This window comes from Nocardioides candidus (assembly GCF_041321175.1).
Lineage (GTDB): Bacteria > Actinomycetota > Actinomycetes > Propionibacteriales > Nocardioidaceae > Nocardioides.
Genome location: NZ_JBGGWC010000001.1, coordinates 1619621 through 1639288, shown reverse-complemented (window position 1 = coordinate 1639288; position 19668 = coordinate 1619621). Strand labels below are relative to the sequence as shown.

General features: G+C 72.7%; 17 protein-coding genes and 2 pseudogenes. 10 read left to right on the top strand and 9 right to left on the bottom strand.

The features are described from left to right. Positions 1-83: 83 nt before the first annotated feature. A complete protein-coding gene (locus tag ACAX67_RS08170; protein WP_370703312.1) occupies positions 84-608 on the top strand; it encodes a SigE family RNA polymerase sigma factor in 525 nt (174 codons plus the stop codon). After that, positions 601-1707, top strand: coding sequence for a YncE family protein (locus ACAX67_RS08165; RefSeq protein WP_370703311.1), 1107 nt, complete (start codon positions 601-603; stop codon positions 1705-1707). The genes ACAX67_RS08170 and ACAX67_RS08165 overlap by 8 nt, the downstream gene beginning before the upstream one ends. Positions 1708-1711: 4 nt before the next feature. Here the strand turns inward: ACAX67_RS08165 and ACAX67_RS08160 are convergent, their stop codons facing one another. Further along, positions 1712-2734 (bottom strand): alpha/beta hydrolase family protein, encoded by a 1023-nt coding sequence (locus ACAX67_RS08160; protein WP_370703310.1) that lies wholly within the window; start codon positions 2732-2734, stop codon positions 1712-1714. A 106-nt stretch (positions 2735-2840) separates the two neighbouring features. Here ACAX67_RS08160 and ACAX67_RS08155 point away from each other — a divergent pair, with 106 nt between their 5' ends. Next, entirely contained in the window at positions 2841-3197 is a 357-nt protein-coding gene (locus tag ACAX67_RS08155; RefSeq protein WP_370703309.1) for a YciI family protein, read from the top strand. A 7-nt stretch (positions 3198-3204) separates the two neighbouring features. Further along, positions 3205-4425, top strand: a complete 1221-nt coding sequence (locus ACAX67_RS08150) for an RNA polymerase sigma factor (RefSeq protein ID WP_370703308.1) — start codon at positions 3205-3207, stop codon at positions 4423-4425. Here the strand turns inward: ACAX67_RS08150 and ACAX67_RS08145 are convergent. Beyond that, positions 4422-6989 carry an Ig-like domain-containing protein gene (locus ACAX67_RS08145; protein WP_370703307.1) on the bottom strand — a complete coding sequence of 856 codons (2568 nt, stop codon included), beginning with the start codon at positions 6987-6989 and terminating at the stop codon, positions 4422-4424. The genes ACAX67_RS08150 and ACAX67_RS08145 overlap by 4 nt on opposite strands. 90 nt (positions 6990-7079) lie before the next feature. After that, positions 7080-9179, bottom strand: coding sequence for an NAD-dependent DNA ligase LigA (ligA, locus tag ACAX67_RS08140; protein WP_370703306.1), 2100 nt, complete (start codon positions 9177-9179; stop codon positions 7080-7082). Positions 9180-9278: 99 nt separating this feature from the next. Here ligA and ACAX67_RS08135 point away from each other — a divergent pair, with 99 nt between their 5' ends. The 4 genes from ACAX67_RS08135 (at position 9279) to ACAX67_RS08120 (ending at position 13058) form a co-directional block, all read left to right on the top strand. Continuing rightward, entirely contained in the window at positions 9279-9908 is a 630-nt protein-coding gene (locus tag ACAX67_RS08135) for an alpha/beta hydrolase (RefSeq protein WP_370703305.1), read from the top strand. Positions 9909-10071: 163 nt separating this feature from the next. Continuing rightward, positions 10072-10671, top strand: a complete 600-nt coding sequence (locus ACAX67_RS08130; protein ID WP_370703304.1) for a TetR/AcrR family transcriptional regulator — start codon at positions 10072-10074, stop codon at positions 10669-10671. A 29-nt stretch (positions 10672-10700) separates the two neighbouring features. Beyond that, the gene (locus ACAX67_RS08125; RefSeq protein WP_370703303.1) at positions 10701-12299 is read left to right on the top strand and encodes an MFS transporter; all 1599 of its coding nucleotides are present in this window, start codon (positions 10701-10703) and stop codon (positions 12297-12299) included. Between the two features lie 153 nt (positions 12300-12452). Continuing rightward, positions 12453-13058 (top strand): hypothetical protein, encoded by a 606-nt coding sequence (locus tag ACAX67_RS08120; protein ID WP_370703302.1) that lies wholly within the window; start codon positions 12453-12455, stop codon positions 13056-13058. 22 nt (positions 13059-13080) lie between these two features. Here the strand turns inward: ACAX67_RS08120 and ACAX67_RS08115 are convergent, their stop codons facing one another. From ACAX67_RS08115 to ACAX67_RS08090, 6 genes and pseudogenes are all read right to left on the bottom strand, one after another. Next, complete coding sequence (locus ACAX67_RS08115) at positions 13081-13623, bottom strand: type 1 glutamine amidotransferase domain-containing protein (RefSeq protein WP_370703301.1); 543 nt, start codon at positions 13621-13623, stop codon at positions 13081-13083. A gap of 67 nt (positions 13624-13690) precedes the next feature. Next, positions 13691-14689 carry a uroporphyrinogen decarboxylase/cobalamine-independent methonine synthase family protein gene (locus ACAX67_RS08110; protein WP_370703300.1) on the bottom strand — a complete coding sequence of 333 codons (999 nt, stop codon included), beginning with the start codon at positions 14687-14689 and terminating at the stop codon, positions 13691-13693. Positions 14690-14696: 7 nt separating this feature from the next. After that, complete coding sequence (mnmA, locus tag ACAX67_RS08105) at positions 14697-15806, bottom strand: tRNA 2-thiouridine(34) synthase MnmA (RefSeq protein WP_370703299.1); 1110 nt, start codon at positions 15804-15806, stop codon at positions 14697-14699. Positions 15807-15819: 13 nt separating this feature from the next. Further along, complete coding sequence (locus tag ACAX67_RS08100; RefSeq protein WP_370703298.1) at positions 15820-17010, bottom strand: cysteine desulfurase family protein; 1191 nt, start codon at positions 17008-17010, stop codon at positions 15820-15822. Between the two features lie 75 nt (positions 17011-17085). After that, positions 17086-17304, bottom strand: a pseudogene (locus tag ACAX67_RS08095) (DUF6801 domain-containing protein); the annotation flags it as partial. A gap of 73 nt (positions 17305-17377) precedes the next feature. Continuing rightward, positions 17378-17671: pseudogene (locus ACAX67_RS08090) on the bottom strand (DUF6801 domain-containing protein); the annotation flags it as partial. A gap of 48 nt (positions 17672-17719) precedes the next feature. On the opposite strand from ACAX67_RS08090, the gene ACAX67_RS08085 reads away from it, so the two are divergent. Both ACAX67_RS08085 and ACAX67_RS08080 read left to right on the top strand, forming a co-directional pair. Continuing rightward, positions 17720-18496 (top strand): hypothetical protein, encoded by a 777-nt coding sequence (locus tag ACAX67_RS08085; protein WP_370703297.1) that lies wholly within the window; start codon positions 17720-17722, stop codon positions 18494-18496. Between the two features lie 5 nt (positions 18497-18501). Continuing rightward, complete coding sequence (locus ACAX67_RS08080; protein WP_370703296.1) at positions 18502-19620, top strand: FAD-dependent monooxygenase; 1119 nt, start codon at positions 18502-18504, stop codon at positions 19618-19620. Positions 19621-19668: the final 48 nt, after the last annotated feature.

Below are 19668 nucleotides of genomic sequence, written 5' to 3'. Positions count from 1 at the left end.
CGGCGATCCGGTGCCCGGTCCCGCCCAACCCCTTCGTGAGCCCGTCGCATCTGTCAGGGTGACCGAAGAGGAAGGGTGAGTGGATGACACGACCACCGACCGACGAGGAATTCGCCGAGCTCGTGCACGCGTGCTGGGCGAACCTCTACCGCACCGCCTACCTGATGCTCGGCGACCGTGCCGACGCGGAGGACCTGGTGCAGACGGCGCTGGCCAAGACCTACGCCAACTGGCGTCGCGTGCAGAACGTGGACGCCGCACCGGGTTACGCGCGGACCACGCTGGTGAACACCGCCGCGTCGTGGTTCCGCAAGAAGGGCTGGCGCAACGAGCGCCCCACGGAGGAGCTCCCCGAGCCCGCGCACGGGCCCGGCCACGAGACCGACCCGAGCGACCGTCGGAGCGTCATCGACGCGCTCGCGACCCTGCCACCCCGGCAGCGCGCGGTCGTCGTGCTCCGCTACTACGAGGACCTGAGCGTCGCCCAGGTCGCCCACGCCCTCGGCATCACCGAGGGCACCGTGAAGTCCCAGACGTCCGAAGCGCTGAGCAAGCTCCGAGTCCTGCTCGGCGACAGCGTGATCCCTGCAGGAGCCCACCATGACTGAGCGCCTTTCCCAGCTGCTCGCCGGCGAGGCCGACGGGCTCGACGTGCCGCCGCCCACCCCGGGCGCGGTCATCCGTGAGGGCCGCGGCATGCGCCGTCGCCACCGCATGGTCGTCGGCGCCTGCGGCGTCGCCGCCGCGCTCGTCGTCGGCGGCAGCGTCGCCGCGCTCGCCGGTGGCGGCAACGACACCGCAGCGCCCGACCCCGCCGGCTCGCCCGGCTCCGCCGCGCCCGTCTTCTCCTACGGCAACCAGGTCTTCTACGACGGCCCGGCGCAGAGCGCCCCTGTCGAGGACAAGGCCGTGAAGTCGCTGTTCTACAGCTCGGCGGGCGTGGTTGTCCGCGCCGGCGACAACTCGTGGAGCGACGGCGGGGGCGAGCAGCGGTTCTCGCTGATCACGCCCGACGGCGACGTGCGCCGGTTGTCGCTGGTGACCGAGGAGACCGTCCACGCCAGCGACCCGGACCAGCCCTACGTCGTCTACGGCGAGGAGGTCGGCGGCAACCTCGAGGTGGTCGTGTACGACGTCCAGGCCGATGCCGAGGCCGCGCGGGTGACCGTCGCCCCGACCGAGGACCACTGGTTCCCGGTCTCGATCGACGGCGACACGGTCTACGTCCAGAACGGCTACGACAACGGGGTCTACGCGGTCGACTGGAGGTCCGGGAAGGTCCAGGAGTCCGATCTCTCGTCCGTGTGGGAGGTCGCCGGTGGGCACGCGGGCGTGACCGTCGCCGGGAAGGCGGCCGTGGTCGACACCGCCACCGGTGACGTGCTTCTCACGGCCGACGGTCCGGGCTACTTCGACCTGTCCCCCGACGGCCGCTACGCGCAGCTCGTGTCGGAGGACCAGCAGGGGTCGCCCACCTCGAAGGTCTACGCCGTCGCGAGCGGATCGTCCATCACCGTGGACGGGGACCCCTTCAGCTGGGGCTGGACCGCCGACGGCGACCTCTTCACCGTGGAGGACTCCGACGTCCGCACCTGCGACGTCGCCACCGGCGACTGCAGCACGGCTCCCTTCGACGCGCCCGGCACCCCGGGCTCGGACAAGGAGGCACCCGAGCTCCGGCTCGGCGGGCGGGCCTACGAGTCCTGACGCCTCAACGGAGCTGATCGGCGAGGAACCGCTCGCTGCGCTCCATCGAGGAGTCGAACCGCGCACCGAAGGAGTGGCCCTCGCCGGGATAGACGGCGAGGGTCGCTCTGTCCCCGGCCTCGTGGAGCAGTCGCGCGGTCTCGCGGCTCCACCGCAGCGGACAGGTCTCGTCGGCCGTGCCGTGGTTGATCAGGACCGGTTCGGTGACGCGGTCGAAGTAGGTGCGTGGGCTGATCCCGCGCCAGAAGTCCGGGTTGTCGCGGGGCGAGCCGTAGAGCAGGTCGATCCCGTCGCGCAGGTCCGCGCGTCCCGGGTCACCCGCCAGGAAGTGGCGGTAGAGGTCGCCGAGGTCGGAGCTGACCGGCGCCCAGACGACCGCCGCATCGGTCAGGCCGGGATCGGCGACGAGGGCGTCGAGCACGACCCCGCCGCCCAGCGACCGGCCGACCAACGCGACCCGGTCGTCGTCGACGGGTCCGTCCCAGGCGCGCAGCGCGAGCACGGCGTTGATCACGTCGGTCGCGTAGCCGATGCCGAGGTCCGCCCCGGGGATCCCCCGGCCGTCGGAGCTGCCGTAGCCGCGGTAGTCCACGTGCAGCGCGACGTAGCCGTGGTCGGCGAACCACTCCCGCTCGCGCGTCATGCCCTGACCGGTCGTGTAGTCGCCCGGGTCGATGAACCCGTGCGCCAGCACGACGGCCGGGAACGGGCCGGGCCCCTCCGGCACGGCGATCCGCCCCGAGATCGTCAGGCCGTCGCCGCGGTAGGTGATGTCGTACTGGCGCTGGGTGGCCGTGTGCTCGACCTCCTTGCCGAGGCGCAGCCGGCCGCCGTCGTACTCCTTGTCGAAGAGGCTGGGCAGCGAGACCGTGCTGGAGGGTGCGACGCTGCCGCTCGGTGAGCCCTGCTCCGTCGGGGAGGGCGCCGGGTTGGGCGTGACCTCCACCGGGCGCTCGTCGGGCCGGGTGCAGCCCGTGGCCGCGCCGAGGAGGACCAGGCAGGCCAGGGACGCCACGAGCCGCTTCACGGGTCCAGTCTGCAGGCCGCGAAGAATTTTCCCGCGGGCTGTCGATTTCGCCGGGCGGCCGGCGACGGAGGGGTGAAGGATCCACACCACGTCGAAAGGACCCGAGATGAAGTACGTGCTGATGTTCACCAGCGACCCGGCCCAGCTCGCCAGCGTGAGCGAGGATGACGCCCAGGCCGTCTACGGCAGGATCTACGCCTGGTTCCAGGAGAACGCCGCCTCGATCGCCGACTCCGGCGCCGAGCTGCAGCCGGTCGAGACCGCGACCACCGTCAAGCACGGCGGCGTCGTCGTCGACGGGCCGTTCAACGAGGCCAAGGAGGTCGTCGGCGGCTTCAGCGTGATCGACGTGGCCGACATGGATGCCGCGATCGCGCTCGCGAGGACCTGGCCGCACCTGGAGCTCCCGGGCGTGGCGGTCGAGATCCGGCCGATGGTCGAGGACTACAGCCAGTTCGAGTGACGCACCCTTGACCGCAAGCGACGCGCTGCTGGCGACCACGATCCGCGAGGAGTCGGGCCGCCTGGTCGCCGCCCTGTCCCGCCGCTTCGGCGACTTCGACGTCGCCGAGGAGGCGGTGCAGGGTGCGGTCGTCGAGGCCGTCCGGTCCTGGCGCCGCGACGGCGCCCCGCGCAACCCCGCCGCCTGGCTCACGACCGCGGCCCAGCGCAATGCCCTCGACCTGCTGCGCGCCCGCGGACGCCAGACCCGCGCGGCGGACCGCCTCGCCGCGAGCGGGTCCTCTCCCGTCGGGAACGCGATCGACGACCGGATCCCCCTCCTCTTCGCGTGCTGCCACCCCGCACTCGCCCCGGAGGCGCGGCTCGCGCTCACCCTCCGCGCCGTCATCGGTCTCACCACCCCCCAGATCGCCCGCGCGTTCCTCGTCAACGAGCAGACCCTCGCCCAGCGGATCGTCCGGGCCAAGCGCAAGATCGTCGCGACCGGGATCCGCCTGAAGGTCCCCGACGACCTCGACGACCGGCTGCCCGACGTGCTCGCCGTCGTCTACCTGGCCTACAACGAGGCTTTCGTCGCCTCCAGCGGTGGCACCCACGACCGCGACCTCGGCGCCGACGCGGCCTGGCTCGCCGAGGTGGTCGCGGCCAGCCTTCCCGCGCAGGCGGAGGCATGGGGCCTCGCCGCCCTGCTCCGGATCCAGCACGGCCGGGCGGCCGCGCGCTTCACGGCGTACGGCGACCTGGTGCTCCTTCGCGACCAGGACCGCTCGCTCTGGGACGCCGGTGCGATCAAGCGGGCCGGCGAGCACCTGGAGCGCGCGGCCTCCCTGCACTCCCCCGGCCGCTACCAGCTGCAGGCCGCGATCGCGATGTGTCACGCGGAGGCGCCGTCGTGGGAGGAGACCGACTGGTTGCAGATCGTCACCCTCTACGGGTTCCTGATCGTCGAGGACCCCTCGCCCGTCGTACGCCTCAACGGCGCCATCGCACTCGCCCAGCTCGGGCCCGACCAGGCGGGGGTCGCCCTCGCCGACATCGAGCGTCTCGCGCCCGACCTCGACGGCTACCACCTCTGGCACGCCACGCGCGCCGAGCTGCTCCGCCTCCTCGGTCGCGACGCCGAGGCCGCCGCCGCCGACCAGCGCGCGCTGGCCCTCACCGCCAACGAGGCCGAGCGCCGCCTCATCCAGACCCGGCTGCGCAAGCACCCGCTGATCGACGGCTCCTAACCGCAGCGCAGGTAGTCGAACGCGGTGTCGGAGCCCAGGCCGCTGCCGGTGCCGACCACGTCGATGCGGACGACGTGCCGTGCGTCGGTGAGGGGCGCGGAGTCGTAGATGAGTGCCCGGTACTGAAGGGGCGCACGCAGGTCGGCGATGGTCTTGAGCACGTTGTCGACGTAGACCGCCACCTTGCCCGAGTCCGGCGTCGTGGCGGCGTAGACCTTGAGGTCGGTGCCCCGGCAGGTCGTCCTGTACGCCGGCCGCGCACCGGTGTCGCCCGTGGTGGCGTGCCAGCCGTCCTCCAGGGAGCGGCCGTAGGGTCCCGCACCGCCGGCGTCACGGGTGAAGTAGTCCCGCACCCGGGTGCTGTTCTCCTCGAAGGTCGCCGCACCGACCTTGAAGGCGTCGACGTTGACCCACGTGTCCGTCGACGCCGCGGACTTCGTGCCGCGGACCCGGAGCTCGAGGGTGTGGGCGGTGTTGGTCAGGCCGGTCCTGGAGAAGACGGCCACCTGGTCGTGGCGTGTCGCGGCGTAGAAGTTCGCAGCACCGACGCTGACCCCGTCGAGGAGCACCGTCGCGAGACCGCCGTCCGGGGCGCGCGTGCCGAGCACGGTGACGTTGGTGCCGGTGAACCGGAGCGCGACCTTGTAGCCGGTCTGGTTGGCGGCTGAGTAGAAGCCACCGCTCGCGCCGGCGGCGGCGTCGCGGTCCCAGACGTCGACGAGTGCGGGTGAGCTGTTGTCGACGACCACAGACGTGCGGATCGTCCAGGTCGTCGGCGCCACCGGGTTGCCGTCCACGTCCTTGATCCCGGCCAGCAGGCTGGCGGTGTAGTGCTCCCCCGGGATCAGGGGCGTCGTCGGGGTGAAGGTCGCCGACGTCGCCGTCCTCGTCACGGTCCCCGGCACCGCCGCGCCACCGACGGTCACCTTGAACGTCGCCGCGCTGATGCCGGTCACGGTCTCGGAGAAGGTCGCCTTGAAGACCGAGGTGACCGGCGCTCCGTTGGAGGGGGTGGTCGAGGTCACCGTCGGCGTCGCACCGGCGCTCTGCCGCTCGTAGGCACCGATGTCGACGGTGCCGGACACGATCCTCGGGTGCCCCGCGACGTCGGTGGTCACCCCGGCGGGCAGGTCGGCGTTGTTGCCCGCGTCGACCGTGGGCGAACCGGCCTGCGGGAGGAGGTTGCCACCGGTGGACGGGGCGGACGGCACCGCGGTGGTGAACATCGGGTCGGTGAAGACGTTTCCGGCCCCCGGCACCGCTCCCTCCCCCTGGATGATGCTGTGCTGCATGTCCCAGGTGAGCGCCCCGTTCGTGGAGTAGGAGTCGCCGTTGCCCCACAGGATGCTGTTGCGGATGACCGGGGTGACCCCCTCGTTGCGGATGCCGCCGGCTCCCGGGGAGGTGTTGCCCGCGATGGTGGTGTTGGTGAGGGTCATGTCGCCGCGGTTGAACACCGCGCCGGCCTCGAGCGCGGCCTTGTTGCCGGAGAGCACGACGTCGGTCAGCTTCGACTTCCCGAAGTCGATGTAGACGCCGCCGCCCACCCCCTGCCACCAGCCGTTGATCGCCTTGTTGCCCTTGATCGCCACGTTGGCGAGGTCGAGCACGTAGGTGTTCGCGAAGTCCTTGTAGTAGATGGCGCCTCCGACGCCACCGATGCTGTTGCCGGAGAGGGTGGTGTCACGGACGGTCAGGCTGCCGTTCTCGGCGTAGATCCCGCCGCCGCCGTTGGTGGTGATCTGGCCCTCGCCGTTGGCCGTGTTGCCGGTGATGGTCGACCCGGTGATCGTCACCTCGGTGCCCCCCGCGACGATCGCGCCCCCGCTGTAGAGCGAGCTGTTGCCCGACATCGTGACCCGGTCCATGGTCAGGCTCCCGCCCGAGATCCAGATGCCGCCGGCGTCCTTGCCGGCGTGGTTGCCGGACATCGTCACGTCGGTCAGGTGCGGGTTGCTGTCCAGCGCCCACAACCCGGCCCCCACCACGGCTTGGTTGTCGATGATGGAGAGGTTCGACAGCCGTGCGTCGCTGTTGTCAAGGTAGATCCCGGCGCCTCGCTCTTCGGGGGTGTTGAAGGCACCGGCGTAGCCGTTCTCGATCGTGAACCCGTCGAGGATCGCCGTGTCGTCCGTGTCGGTCCCGATCACCACGTGGGAGGAGTTCGACATCTCGGTGCCGTCACCATCGACGTCGCCGTTGAGGACCGTGACGTTGGCGGCCGGGTCGCGCTGCGCTCGGCTGGTCTCGGTGCCGTCGAAGCCGCCGTAGATCGCCACGCCGGACTTCAGCTGGAAGTGGGCGCCGAGGCCCAGGTCGCCCGGGACGTGGTTGCCTGCCTTGACCCACAGCTCCTGACCGGCGACCGCATCCGCGGTCGCCTGGAACAGCTGCTTGCCGTTCGCCCAGCTCGAGCCGTCCTGGGTCCCGGCGCCGCCCTCGACGACGTACACGATGGTCGGCACGGCACTGGCCGGCGGCGCAGCGACGAGAGGTACCACGAGACCCGCAGTCGCGAGGAGGACGGCGACCGTCAGCCGCCCGAGAAGGAAGTTGGCGCGCATAGGGGAGCTCCTGTTGCCCGGCCCCCAGATGACAGCAGTAGAGCGGAGAGTTCCTCCGCCCGCAGCAGAATGCCGGATTTCGTCGGCGGCTCAGCCGAGCGCGGCCGGGCCACCCACGAGCAGGGCCTTGAAGCCGTCCTCGTCGAGCGTGGGGACGCCGAGCTGCTCGGCCTTGTCGGCCTTGGAGCCGGCGTTGTCCCCGATCACGACGTAGTCGGTCTTCTTGGACACCGACCCGGCTGCCTTGCCCCCGCGGCCGATGATCGCCTCCTTGGCGGAGTCGCGGCTGAAGTCGACCAGCGAGCCGGTGACGACGATGGTGAGGCCCTCGAGGGTGCGCGCCACCGAGGTGTCGCGGTGGTCCTCGAGACGTACGCCGGCGTGGGCCCACTTCTCCACGATCTCCTGGTGCCAGTCGACCTCGAACCACTCGATCACGGCATCCGCGATGGTGGGCCCCACGCCCTCGGCGTCGGCGAGCTGCTCGCGGGTCGCCTCCCGGATCCGGTCGATCGATCCGAACTCCGTGGCGAGCGCTCGCGCGGCGGTCGGGCCGACGTGACGGATGGACAGCGCGACGAGCACCCGCCAGAGCGGGACCTTCTTGCGCGACTCGAGGTTGGCGAGCAGCGCGACCGCGTTGGCGCTCAGCTGCGGCCCCTCCTCGCCCTTCTTGGGCGCACGGGTGAAGAGCGGCGCGCGCAGCAGCTTCTCCGGGGTCAGGTCGAAGACGTCGCCCTCGTTGTCCACGACCCCGGCCTCGACCAGCGCGAAGGCGGCCTCCGAGCCCAGCCCCTCGATGTCGAAGGCCCCGCGGCTGGCCACGTGGTAGACGCGCTCGAGCACCTGCGCCCGGCACGAGCGGTGGTTGGGGCACCGCAGGTCCTTGTCGCCCTCCTTCTGCTCGGCGAGCGTCGTGCCGCAGGACGGGCACTCGGTCGGCATCTCCCACTCCGGCAGCCCCTCGGGCCGCAGCGCGAGCACGGGGCCGAGGATCTCCGGGATCACGTCGCCCGCCTTGCGCAGGATGACCGTGTCGCCCGGCCGCACGTCCTTGCGCTTGACCTCGTAGGCGTTGTGCAGGGTCGCCCGCTCGACGGTCGACCCGGCGACCTTGGTGGGCTCCATGACGCCGTACGGCGTCACCCGGCCCGTCCGGCCGACGTTGACCCGGACATCGAGGAGCCGTGCGTTGACCTCCTCCGGCGGGTACTTGTAGGCGATCGCCCAGCGGGGCGCCCGGCTCGTCGAGCCGAGCCGCCGCTGCAGGGCGACGTCGTCGACCTTGATCACCACGCCGTCGATCTCGTGCTCGGTGACGTCGTGGCGGTGCTCGCCGTAGTGGGCGACGAACTCCTCGACCTCGGCCATCGTCGGCAGCACCCGCACCCGATCGCTCGTCGGCAGGCCCCACGCGCGCAGCGCCTCGTAGGCCTGCGACTGCGCGGCCGGCTCGAATCCCTCGCGCGCCCCGATGCCGTGGCAGACCATGCCGAGGGCGCGGCTGGCGGTGACCCGCGGGTCCTTCTGCCGCAGCGATCCGGCCGCGGAGTTGCGGGGGTTGGCGAACATGGGCTTGCCCGCCTCGACCAGGGAGGCGTTGAGCTTGTCGAAGGCCGCCACCGACAAGAACACCTCGCCGCGCACCTCCAGCAGGTCGGGCACGGGGTAGTCGTCGGTCGCGGTCAGCTGGTCCGGCACGGCGTCGATCGTGCGCACGTTGGGCGTCACGTCCTCGCCCGTGCGGCCGTCGCCGCGGGTGAGCGCGCGGACCAGGCGGCCCTTCTCGTAGAGCAGGTTGATCGCCAGCCCGTCGACCTTCAGCTCGCAGAGCATCGCGGCCTCGCCCGCGCCGTCACGGGCGATCCGGGCGTGCCACGACTCCAGCTCCTCGAACGAGAATGCGTTGTCGAGGCTCTCCATGCGCTGCAGGTGGTCGACCGCGGTGAACTCCGTCGACACCGCGCCGCCGACCTTCTGGGTCGGGCTGTCGGGCGTGCGCAGCTCGGGATATTCCTCCTCGAGGGCTTCGAGCCGACGCATCCGCTGGTCGAAGTCGGCGTCGGACAGCGTCGGGTCGTCGAGCACGTAGTAGCGCCAGCGGGCGTCCTCGATCTCCTCGGACAGGCGCTTGTGCTCGTCACGGGCATCGTCGGGCGGACTGGTCACGGCTGCCGCGGCGTCGCTCATGAGGACATCCTGCCGCCTGCCTCCGACACCCATCCGACCGGCCGCGCGCTACGAATGGGTACGAACGGTTCCCGCGAGCGAAGAGGAAGGCAGGTGCGGATGGGACAGCCGAGCATCTCCCGGATCGATGCCCAGGGCACGGCGCGCGCCGCCGTGCTCGTGCTGCACGGCGGCACGCCGCGCTCGGTCGCACCCGTCACGGGCACCAACCTCTCGTGGCGCCGCGCGGGCGCCCTCCAGCGCGCCTTGGCCGGCCAGCTGCGGCGCGAGGGCATCGCGGTCTGGCTGCTGCGCTACGCGCGTCGCGGCTGGAACGACCCCGGCGCCCCGGCGCCCGTGCAGGACGCGCGGTGGGCGCTCGACCGGGTCCGCGAGCACGACGACCTGCCGATCGTCCTCGTCGGCCACTCGATGGGCGCGCGCACCGGCGCCCGGGTCGCCGACGACCCGTCGGTGCTCGGCCTCGTCGGTCTCGCGCCGTGGTTCCCGCCCGGCGAGCCCGTCGGCGCCCTCCGGGGCAAGGACCTCGTCGTCGCGCACGGCCGCCGTGACCGGATCACCTCCTTCGCCGCCTCCCAGGACTTCGTCCGGCGCGCCGGCTCGGTCGCGCGGAGCACGGAGTTCCACGACATGGGGATGGTGGGGCACTACCTGCTCCGCGAGATCGGGGCCTGGAACGGCCTGGCCGCCGGCAGCGTGCGCGGGATGCTCGTGCACGACCGCGCCTGAGGTCGCTCGACCGGGGCCCGGCGCCCGGACCGTCACACCGGGACTGTGGGCGGTGTCTCATGGGCGACACCGACGGACGGGCTTGCATGAAACGAAACTGTTCCGTACTGTCTGACGAAACGAAACCGTTCCGTTCCATCCAAACCGTTTCCCGAGGTGCCCGATGTCCCCCACCGCAGCCGCACACGAGGCGCAGACGCGTCCTCGCGTCGAGGGCGAGCGCGAGCAGGAGATCCTCGACTCGACCATCGACATCCTCTCCGAGGTCGGCTACGACCGGCTCACCATGGATGCCGTCGCCACCCGGGCGAAGGCGTCCAAGGCGACGCTCTACCGCCGGTGGAACGGCAAGGCCCAGCTCGTCATCGACGCGCTCATCTCCCAGAAGGAGCCGCACGCGCTCCCCGACACGGGCTCGCTCCGCGAGGACATGATCGGGGCCTTCTGCGGGATGGGCGGCCTCACCGACAGCCACCAGCTCGCGATCCTCGGCAGCGTCATCACCGCGATCGCACGGGACGCCGAGTTCGCCGAGGCGTTCCGCCGCGACTTCATCGGCCCGAAGAAGGCGATGTCCGCGGAGATGTTCCGCCGTGCCCAGGAGCGGGGCGAGATCCGCGACGACCTCGACCTCGACCTGATCGCGGGAGCACTTCCCGGGATCGTCCTCCACCGCGCCTTCCTGATGGGCGACCCGCCCACCGACGAGCTGATCGCCACGGTGGTCGACCAGCTCATCCTCCCTGCCGTGACCCGCGGCTGATCACCCTTCCCACATCCAAGGAAATCCACATGACCGACACCCAGGCATCCGACCTGCCGGGCGAGCTCGGGGCCGATGCGCCCTCGGCGGCGCTCGACGTGGCGGAGGCACCTTCCGCCCCGGGCCACGCGGGATGGGCACTCGTCCTCATCTGCATGGCGCAGCTGATGGTCGTGCTCGACAGCACCATCGCCAACATCGCACTGCCCTACATCGGGGCCGACCTCAAGATCGACCAGGCCAACCTGTCGTGGATCGTCACCGGCTACGCCCTGGCGTTCGGCGGGCTGCTGCTCCTCGGCGGCCGCCTCGGTGACCTCTTCGGCCGCCGCCGCGTCTTCATGATCGGCGTCGCGCTCTTCGCGGTGGCCTCCGCGCTCGGCGGCATCGCCCAGACGGAGTGGATGCTCCTCGGATCCCGTGGCCTGCAGGGCCTCGGTGCGGCGCTCGCCTCGCCGACGGCGCTCGCCCTGATCACGACGACCTTCCCGGCCGGCCCCCTGCGCAACCGCGCGTTCTCGGTGTTCGCGGCCATGTCGGGCATCGGTGCGGCCGTGGGCCTGATCCTCGGCGGCTGGCTCACCGACCTCGACCCCTCGTGGGGCTGGCGGCTCACCTTCTTGATCAACGTCCCGATCGGTCTCGCGGCGGCGTACTTCGCCCCGAAGCTGCTTCCCGACACCAACCACCACGCCGGCCGTCTGGACCTCCCCGGCGCCGTCCTCGGCACCGGCGGCCTGCTCGCCCTCGTCTACGGCATCACGCGCACCAGCAACGTCGACCCCGACACCATCTCGAAGCTCCAGCCGCGCGGCGTCAGCTACGGCTGGGGCGACCCGGTCGCCCTCACGGCGATCATCATCGGCGTCGTCGCCCTGGTGGCCTTCGTCCTGTTCGAGAGCCGCGCGAAGCAGCCGCTGATGCCCCTGTCGATCTTCGCCAGCCGCACCCGCGCCGTCGCATTCGTGGCGATGATGATCACCCCGGCCGCGATGTTCGCGATGTTCTTCTTCCTGTCGCTCTACATCCAGAACATCATGGGCTACAGCCCGCTGAAGGCCGGCTTCGCGTTCCTGCCCTTCACGTTCGGCATGGTCTTCGGCGCGACGGTCTCCTCGAAGCTCATCGCCAGGATGGACCCGCGGTTCCTCTCGGGCACCGGCACGATCCTCGCCGGCATCGCGCTGTTCGCCTTCAGCCGGCTGGAGTTCGGCGCCGAGAACTACTGGACCGACATCATGCCGTTCATCGTGCTGATGTCCGTCGGCATGGGCCTGACCTTCGTGCCGATGACGCTGGTCGCCGTGCACGGTGTCCGCACCCAGGACGCCGGCATCGGCTCGGGCGTGCTCAACACGATGCAGCAGGTCGGCGGTGCCCTCGGGCTCGCCACCCTCTCCGCGGTGGCGTCGCACTACACGACGTCGAAGGCCGCCGACCTGGTCGCCTCCGGCGGCGGTGTGGGTGACCGGCTGCTGGGGCTCCACGCGTTCGCCGACGGTGCGACGCACGCCTTCCTGGTGGGCGCGTTCATGATCTGGACCGCGTCGCTCATCGTCTGGCTTCTGCTCAACGTGAAGCACGCCGAGCTCGGGACCGAGGCGCCCGAGGGCGTGCACGTGGGCTGACCGCCCGCCGGCTCGCGACGGCCCACCGTGACGGCCCGCACCCCGACCAGGGGCGCGGGCCGTCACCGTCTCCGGGGCCTGCTCGGCAGGTTGCTTCCCGACAGCCCGGGTACCGCCCAGGTCCAAGGAGCCTGCCTGAGGAGGCGCGTCACGATGGTGAACCTCATCCACCGCCACGAGACCGAGCACGTGGGAGACCACGTCGACGAGGAAGTGGTCGCCACGGACCACGACCGCGCCCACGAGAAGTTCGGAGGCGCGAACCTCGGCGCCGCGTTCTTCGGCTGGCTGGTCGCCGTCGCACTGACCGTGCTGCTCAGCAGCATCGCGGGCGCCATCGCATCAGGAGTCGGCAACGCCAACGACGTGACGCAGAGCGAGGCGCAGCGGCACGCCGGGGCGATCGGGCTCGGAGCCGCGATCGCGATCGTCGTGATCATGATGCTGGCCTACTACTTCGGCGGCTACGTCGCCGGCCGGATGTCCCGTTTCGACGGTGCCCGCCAGGGCGTCGCCGTCTGGCTGATCGGCCTCGTCGTCACCGTCATCGCGGTGGTCCTCGGGCTGGTCTTCGGCGACCAGTACAACGTGCTCGACCGGGTCGACCTGCCGCGCATCCCGATCCCCAACGACACCGCCACCTGGGGCGGCATCATCACCGGCCTCGCGCTCCTGGTCCTGACCTTCCTCGCCGCCGTGGTCGGCGGCAAGATCGGCCACCGCTACCACGACCGCGTGGACCGGCTGGCCTACCGCTGACCCGGCCTACCGCTGACCCGGCCTACCGCTCACCGAGCGCCTTCTCGATCTCGGCCACGAAGGCAGGGATGTCGTCGGGGTTGCGGCTGGTGATCAGCCCGCGATCCACGACGACCTCCTCGTCGACCCAGTTGCCGCCGGCGTTGCGGATGTCGTCGGCGAGGCTGGGCCAGCTCGTCAGCCGGCGACCCTCGACGAGACCGGCCGAGACGAGCAGCCAAGGCCCGTGGCAGATCGCAGCCAGCGGCTTGCCGGCCCCGGCCACCTGACGCACCAGGGTCTGGGCACGCTCGTCCGTCCGGATGTGGTCGGCGTTGACGGTGCCTCCCGGCACGATGAGGAGGTCGATCTCGGCGACGTCGAGGTCCTCGAGGCTGCCGTCGACCTCCACCTTCTCCGTGGGGTTCACGTCGCCCTCCGCCGCCTGGATCGGCTCGCCCCCGCGCGAGTAGACCCGCACGGTGGCTCCCGCCTCGCGCAGGCTGTCCCGGGGCTCGACGAGCTCGGGCTCCTCGACGTAGTCGGTGGCGATGATGGCGACGGTCTTGCCGGCGAGACGGGTCACGGGTGCTCCTCGGGGGACGGTGGACGGTACCTCCCCCAGGTACCCGGCCCGCCCTGCGGCAACCCGCTCAGGTCAGGCTGTCGGCCACCGACCGCGCGAGCTCGAGCGCGCGCCGCGCCCACTGCGGGTCGGCACCCGCGAGGCCGCACGCGGGCGACACGACCAGCCGGCCGGCGTACTCCTGCGGGTCGAGACCCACCAGGTCGAGCCAGCGCAGCACCTGCTCGACGAGCGTCTTGGCCGTGGGCGGGTCGGCAGGAGCCAGGGACGGTACGACGCCCAGCGCGACGGTCTCCCCCGCCTCGAGCGCTGCGGCCAGCTCGTCGTGGCCGTCGGCGCCGACGAGCGCGAGGTCGACGGCGAGCCCGGCCGCGCCGGCTCCGCGCAGCAGCGCGAGCGGGGCGTCGGCGGCGCAGCAGTGCACCCACGGCTCGGCTCCGGCGTCGCGCACGGCCTCGAGGACCCAGGCGAGCGTCTCGCTGGCCTCCGGCGGGTGCACGACCCGGTGCCTCCCGAAGCCCGAAGCCGTGGACACCGAGCCCGCCAGCACGGCCGGCAGCGCCGGCTCGTCGACCTGCACGACGAGGCGGTCGGCACCCGGCATCCGGCGGCGTACGTCGGCGACGTGCTCGCCCACCGCCACGGCCAGCGCCTGGGCGAGCTCGCGGCGAGCGCCGTGGTCGGCGAGCACCTTGTCGCCGCGGGGCCGCTCCACGGTGGCCGCGAGCGTCCACGGCCCGGTCAGCTGCACCTTGAACGGGCCGCTGTCGCCGGCGGCCTGGTCCTCCAGCGTGTCGAGGTCCTGGGCGAGCAGCGACCGCGCTCTCCGCTGGTCGACGGCCGGCGACCCCGAGGTGCCGGTCAGCCGCCAGCCCGCCGGCTGGAGGTCGACGTCGAGCTCCCCGACGATGCCGAGCGTGCGCCCCACCATCCCGGCGGTCACGCCGCGTCCGGGCACCTCGGGCAGGTGCGGCAGGGTGAGCTCTCCGCGCACGACGCGCAGGGCCTCGTCGAGGTCCCGCTGGTCGGACCCCGGGTAGGAGCCGACGCCGGTGGCCAGGGTCATCGCGCGGTCACGCGGGGACCCGCTCGGTGGCGGTGATCGTGGCCGAGCCGACGACCCGGCTGCCCTGGTAGAGCACGGCCGCCTGCCCGGGCGCGATGCCGAAGGCCGGGTCGGTCAACCGGATCTCGACCACGTCGCCAGCGACGTCCACCCTCACCTCGCCGCGGTGCTCGTCGCCGTGGGCCCGCAGCTGCACGGTCACCTCGGCGCTCGACCCGGGCGCGAGGGGCGTGCCGCACCAGCGGGGGCGGTCCGCCCGGATCCGCTCGACGGCGAGCCGCTCGCGGGGTCCGACCGTGACGGTGCCGGAGACCGGCTCGATGTCGAGCACGAAGCGCGGCTTGCCGTCGGCAGCCGGCTTGCCGAGCCGCAGCCCCTTGCGCTGGCCGATCGTGAAGCCGTAGGTGCCCTCGTGCTCGCCGAGCACCTCGCCGGTCTCGTCGACGATCGAGCCGCCGTGGTTGGGGGCCCGGTCGCCCAGCTTCTCGCGCAGCCAGCCCGCGCTGTCGCCGTCGGCGACGAAGCAGATGTCGTGGCTGTCGGGCTTGTCGGCGACCAGCAGCCCCCGCGCGGCCGCCTCGCGCCGTACGTCGGCCTTCGGGGTGTCCCCCAGCGGGAACAGCGAGTGGCGCAGCTGGCGCTCGTCGAGCACGCCCAGGACGTAGGACTGGTCCTTGCCGTGGTCGACGGCCCGGTGCAGCTCGACTCCCCCGTCGGCGGCCGGCTCCAGGCGCGCGTAGTGACCGGTCGCGACGGCGTCGAAGCCGAGAGCGAGGGCGCGGTCGAGGACGGCGGCGAACTTGATCTTCTCGTTGCAGCGCAGGCAGGGGTTCGGGGTCTGCCCGGCCGCGTAGGTGTCCATGAAGTCGACGACCACGTCCTCGTGGAAGCGCTCGGAGAGGTCCCACACGTAGAACGGGATGCCGATGACGTCGGCCGCGCGCCGAGCGTCGTTGCTGTCCTCGATCGTGCAGCAGCCGCGGGCGCCGGACCGGTAGGACTGCGGGTTGCGGGAGAGCGCCAGGTGGATGCCGGTGACGTCGTGGCCGGCCTCGACGGCGCGGGCGGCCGCGACGGCGGAGTCCACCCCGCCCGACATGGCGGCGACGACCTTCACCGGTGACCCGACCTCACGCGCGCGCCGCGCGGGCACGCTCGACGCAGGGGGCGAGTGCCTCGGCGACGGCGTCGACGTCGGCCTCGGTGCTGGTGTGGCCGAGCGAGAAGCGCAGCGAGCTCCGCGCCGTCTCGTCGTCGCGTCCCATCGCCAGGAGCACGTGGGAGGGCTGGGGCACGCCGGCCGAGCAGGCCGAGCCGGTCGAGCACTCGATGCCGCGGGCGTCGAGGAGCATCAGGAGCGAGTCGCCCTCGCAGCCGGGGAAGCTGAAGTGCACGATGCCCGGCAGTCGCTCGCCGTCGCCGGTGTCCGGCTCGGGACCGTTGAGGACGGCGTCGGGCACGGCCCGTCGTACGCCGGCGACCAGCCGCCGCTGCAGGGCGGAGAGCCGCGCCGCGTGCTCGGCCTGCTCCTTGACCGCGATCTCGACGGCCGCGGCGAAACCGGCTACCGCCGGCACGTCGAGGGTCCCGCTGCGCACGTCGCGCTCCTGACCGCCGCCGTGCACCAGGGCGGTGAGCTCGACCTCCCGCCGCAGGACGAGCGCACCCACGCCGAGCGGCCCGCCGACCTTGTGGCCGGAGACCGACATGGCGTCGACGCCGGCGGCCGCGAAGTCGACGGGCACCGCGCCCAGCGCCTGGACGGCGTCGGTGTGCACCGGGATGCCGTGCGCGCCGGCGAGGGCGACGAGCTCGGCGATCGGCTGGATGGTGCCGACCTCGTTGTTGGCCCACATCACGCTGACCAACGCGACGGACGCCGGGTCGCGCTCGATCGTCGCCGTCAGGGCGGGAAGGTCGACCCGGCCCAGCGCATCGACGGCGAGCAGCTCGAGGTCGGCGTCCTCGTGCTCGGCCAGCCAGTGCATCGGGTCGAGCACCGCGTGGTGCTCGATGGCGCTGGTGAGCGCACGCCGGCGCGCCGGGTCGGCCGCGTGCCGCGACCAGTAGAGGCCCTTGACGGCGAGGTTGTCGGCCTCGGTGCCGCCGGAGGTGAAGACGACCTCGCCCGGACGGCACCCCAGCGCCTGGGCGATCGTCTCCCGCGACTCCTCCACGACCCGTCGGGCGCGGCGGCCCGACGCGTGCAGCGAGCTCGCGTTGCCGACGCCGACCAGCTGCGCCGTCATCGCCTCGACCGCCGCGGGGACCATCGGCGTGGTCGCGGCGTGGTCGAGGTAGACCGTGGGGGCGTCGTTCATGGCGCCTCAAGCGTACGGCGCCCGCGGACCGGGTGCCGCACCAGAGCCGTCGTCGTGGTCGGCGCCCGGGTCAGGTCAGCGGATGACCTCGACCGAGGCGAGCCTGCGGGACTGGCCGTGGCGGACGTTGCAGGTCAGAGCAGCCGAGCCGCCGTCGAAGACACCACCGTGGATGGTGGCCGTCGCGGTCAGGCTCCTGGTGACCTTCACGGCATAGGTGCCGGGCTGGTTGATCGCGAACTCCGCCGTGCGTCCGGAGCCCCGCAGGGTCATGCCACCGCTCGCGGGCACCTTGGTGTCGGGGGAGCCGGAGGTGCCGGATCGGTCGCTTCAGCGAGCCGACGGTGAAGTGGGCCCTGCCGTGGGCGGAGATCGAGTCGACGTGGTACTGCCGCAGGGCGTCGACCAGCGCCGAGGGCACCTTGATGCTGAACCGCACCTTCGCCGGGTCGACCGTGTGTCCCTGGGCGATCCGGTCGGGGATCGACACCCGGACCCGCACGGAGGTGTTGCCGCCACCGCCCACGTCGGAGGTGCAGTGGTAGCCGATCGAGCGGTCCACCTCGGTGGCGTGGGCCGGCGCCGTGCCCGCGAACAGCGCCGCGACGACGGACAGCAGGACGGAGAGGACGACGAGACCGGTCGTGCGCTGACGAGACATGCTGGGAAGGGTACGACGCCGGTCCAGCGGCGGCGTAACGTCGCTCCCATGCTCCCCCGGACGCGTCTCGCCCTCCTGTCCCTCGCCCTGGGCGCCCTCGCGCTCGTCGTGCCGGCCGCCTCGCTCGCGTCCACGCACGGCGCCGACGGCGGCGCCGACCGCACGGTGACGAAGCGCTGGATCCAGATCTCCCGGATCGATGGCGGGTTCCGCTACCAGGCCTCGCTCCACGACAACGACCTGACGATCACCCGCACCGGGGGCCGGGTGCTCTTCGCCGACCGCGCGGCCCGCGTCGTGCGCACGCTGCCGCACGGCTGTCGGCGGGTGGCCGTCGAGACGGGCCGCGCCGTGAGCTGCCGGATCCCTGCGACGACCTCCGTCGCACAGCCGCTCCAGCTCCGCATCGAGCCGCAGCGCGGCGACGACCGGGTCGACGGGTCGGCCCTCACCGCCGAGATGCAGCTGACGCTGCTCGGCGCGCAGGGCGACGACGAGCTGCTCGGCGGCGCCGCGGCCGACTTCGTCAACGGCGCGGCCGGCGTCGATCAGGTCCACGGCGGACCCGGCAACGACACGATCCGCACCGGTGACGGCGACGACGTCGCCGACGGCGGCGTGGGCGACGACCACGTGATCGGCACGGCGGGCGACGACCAGCTCGCCGGCAGCGTCGGCGACGACGTGCTCGAGGGCGGCGACGGCAACGACCTGCTGCTCGGCGGGCCCGGTGAGGACTCCCTGCTCTGCGGCGACGGCGACGACACCACCGACGACGACGGCGAGCTCGACCTGGTCCGCCACTGCGAGCACACCGTCGCCTGACCCGGGTGGAGCCTCCTCTCGTCATCGCCGGCGCGGGCATCGCCGGTCTCGCGTTCGCAGCAGGGCTGGAGCGGTCGGCCGACCCGCCGCCGTACGTCCTCCTCGACGAACGGCCCGCGCTCGGCAGCACCGGAGGGGCGATCACCCTGTGGCCCAACGCCCTGGCGGCGCTCGACGAGATCGGCGCGGGTGACGCCGTCCGTCGCGCGGGCCGCGCGGTCGGCACCGGGCGGGTGCTGACGGCGCGCGGTCGCGTGGTGCGCTCCCTCGACCTCGAGCGCTCGTCGGCTGCCCTCGGCGGACCGCTGGTGGCCGTACGGCGGGGCGCGCTCGTCGAGATCCTGCACGCCCTCGTCCGCGACGACTCGGTGCGTCTCGGCGTGGCCGTGCGGGGGTACGACGGCGACGACTCCGGCGTCCGGGTGCGGACCGACGGCGAGCCGGTGGCCGCGCGTGCGCTCGTCGGCGCCGACGGCTACCGCTCCGAGGTGGCGCGCGCACTCGACCCGGGGATGACCGAGACCTACGCCGGCTACCCGGCGTGGCGCGGCATCGCCGGGGTCGGCGGCCTCGAGCCGATGCAGGTGTGGGGCGGGCACAGCGAGTTCGGGATCGTGCCTCTCGACGACGACGCGAGCTACTGGTTCGCGACCGTGCGCGAGCCCGCGGGCGGTGGCGCGGGTGACGAGCTGGGCCACCTGTCCGCGGCGTTCGCGGGCTGGCCCGACGCCGTCCACCAGGTCCTCGCCGCGACCGCTCCCGGCGACGTGACCCGCAACGACGTGATGGACCGAGCGATGCCGCGACGGTGGGTCGACGGCCGCGTGGTCGTGATCGGCGACGCGGCGCACGCGATGCGCCCCCACCTCGGCCAGGGCGGCTGCCAGGCGCTCGTCGACGCCGTCGTGCTCGCCCGGCTGGTGGGCGGCTCGACCTCGCTGGCTGAGGCGTTCGCCGCGTTCGAGCAGCTCCGACGGCGGCAGGCGCGCCGCGTCGTACGCCTGTCCCGCAACGCCGGCCGCGCCGTCAACGCCCCCGCTCCGCTCCACCACCTGACCAGGCTGGTGCCCGACGCGGTCCTCCTCCGCACGCTCGCCCGGATCGCGGGGGCCGGCGCCGGCTGAGCCGCGGCGGAGCCTCGGCGCGCTCCCGACACCGCCCGGATCGCCGAC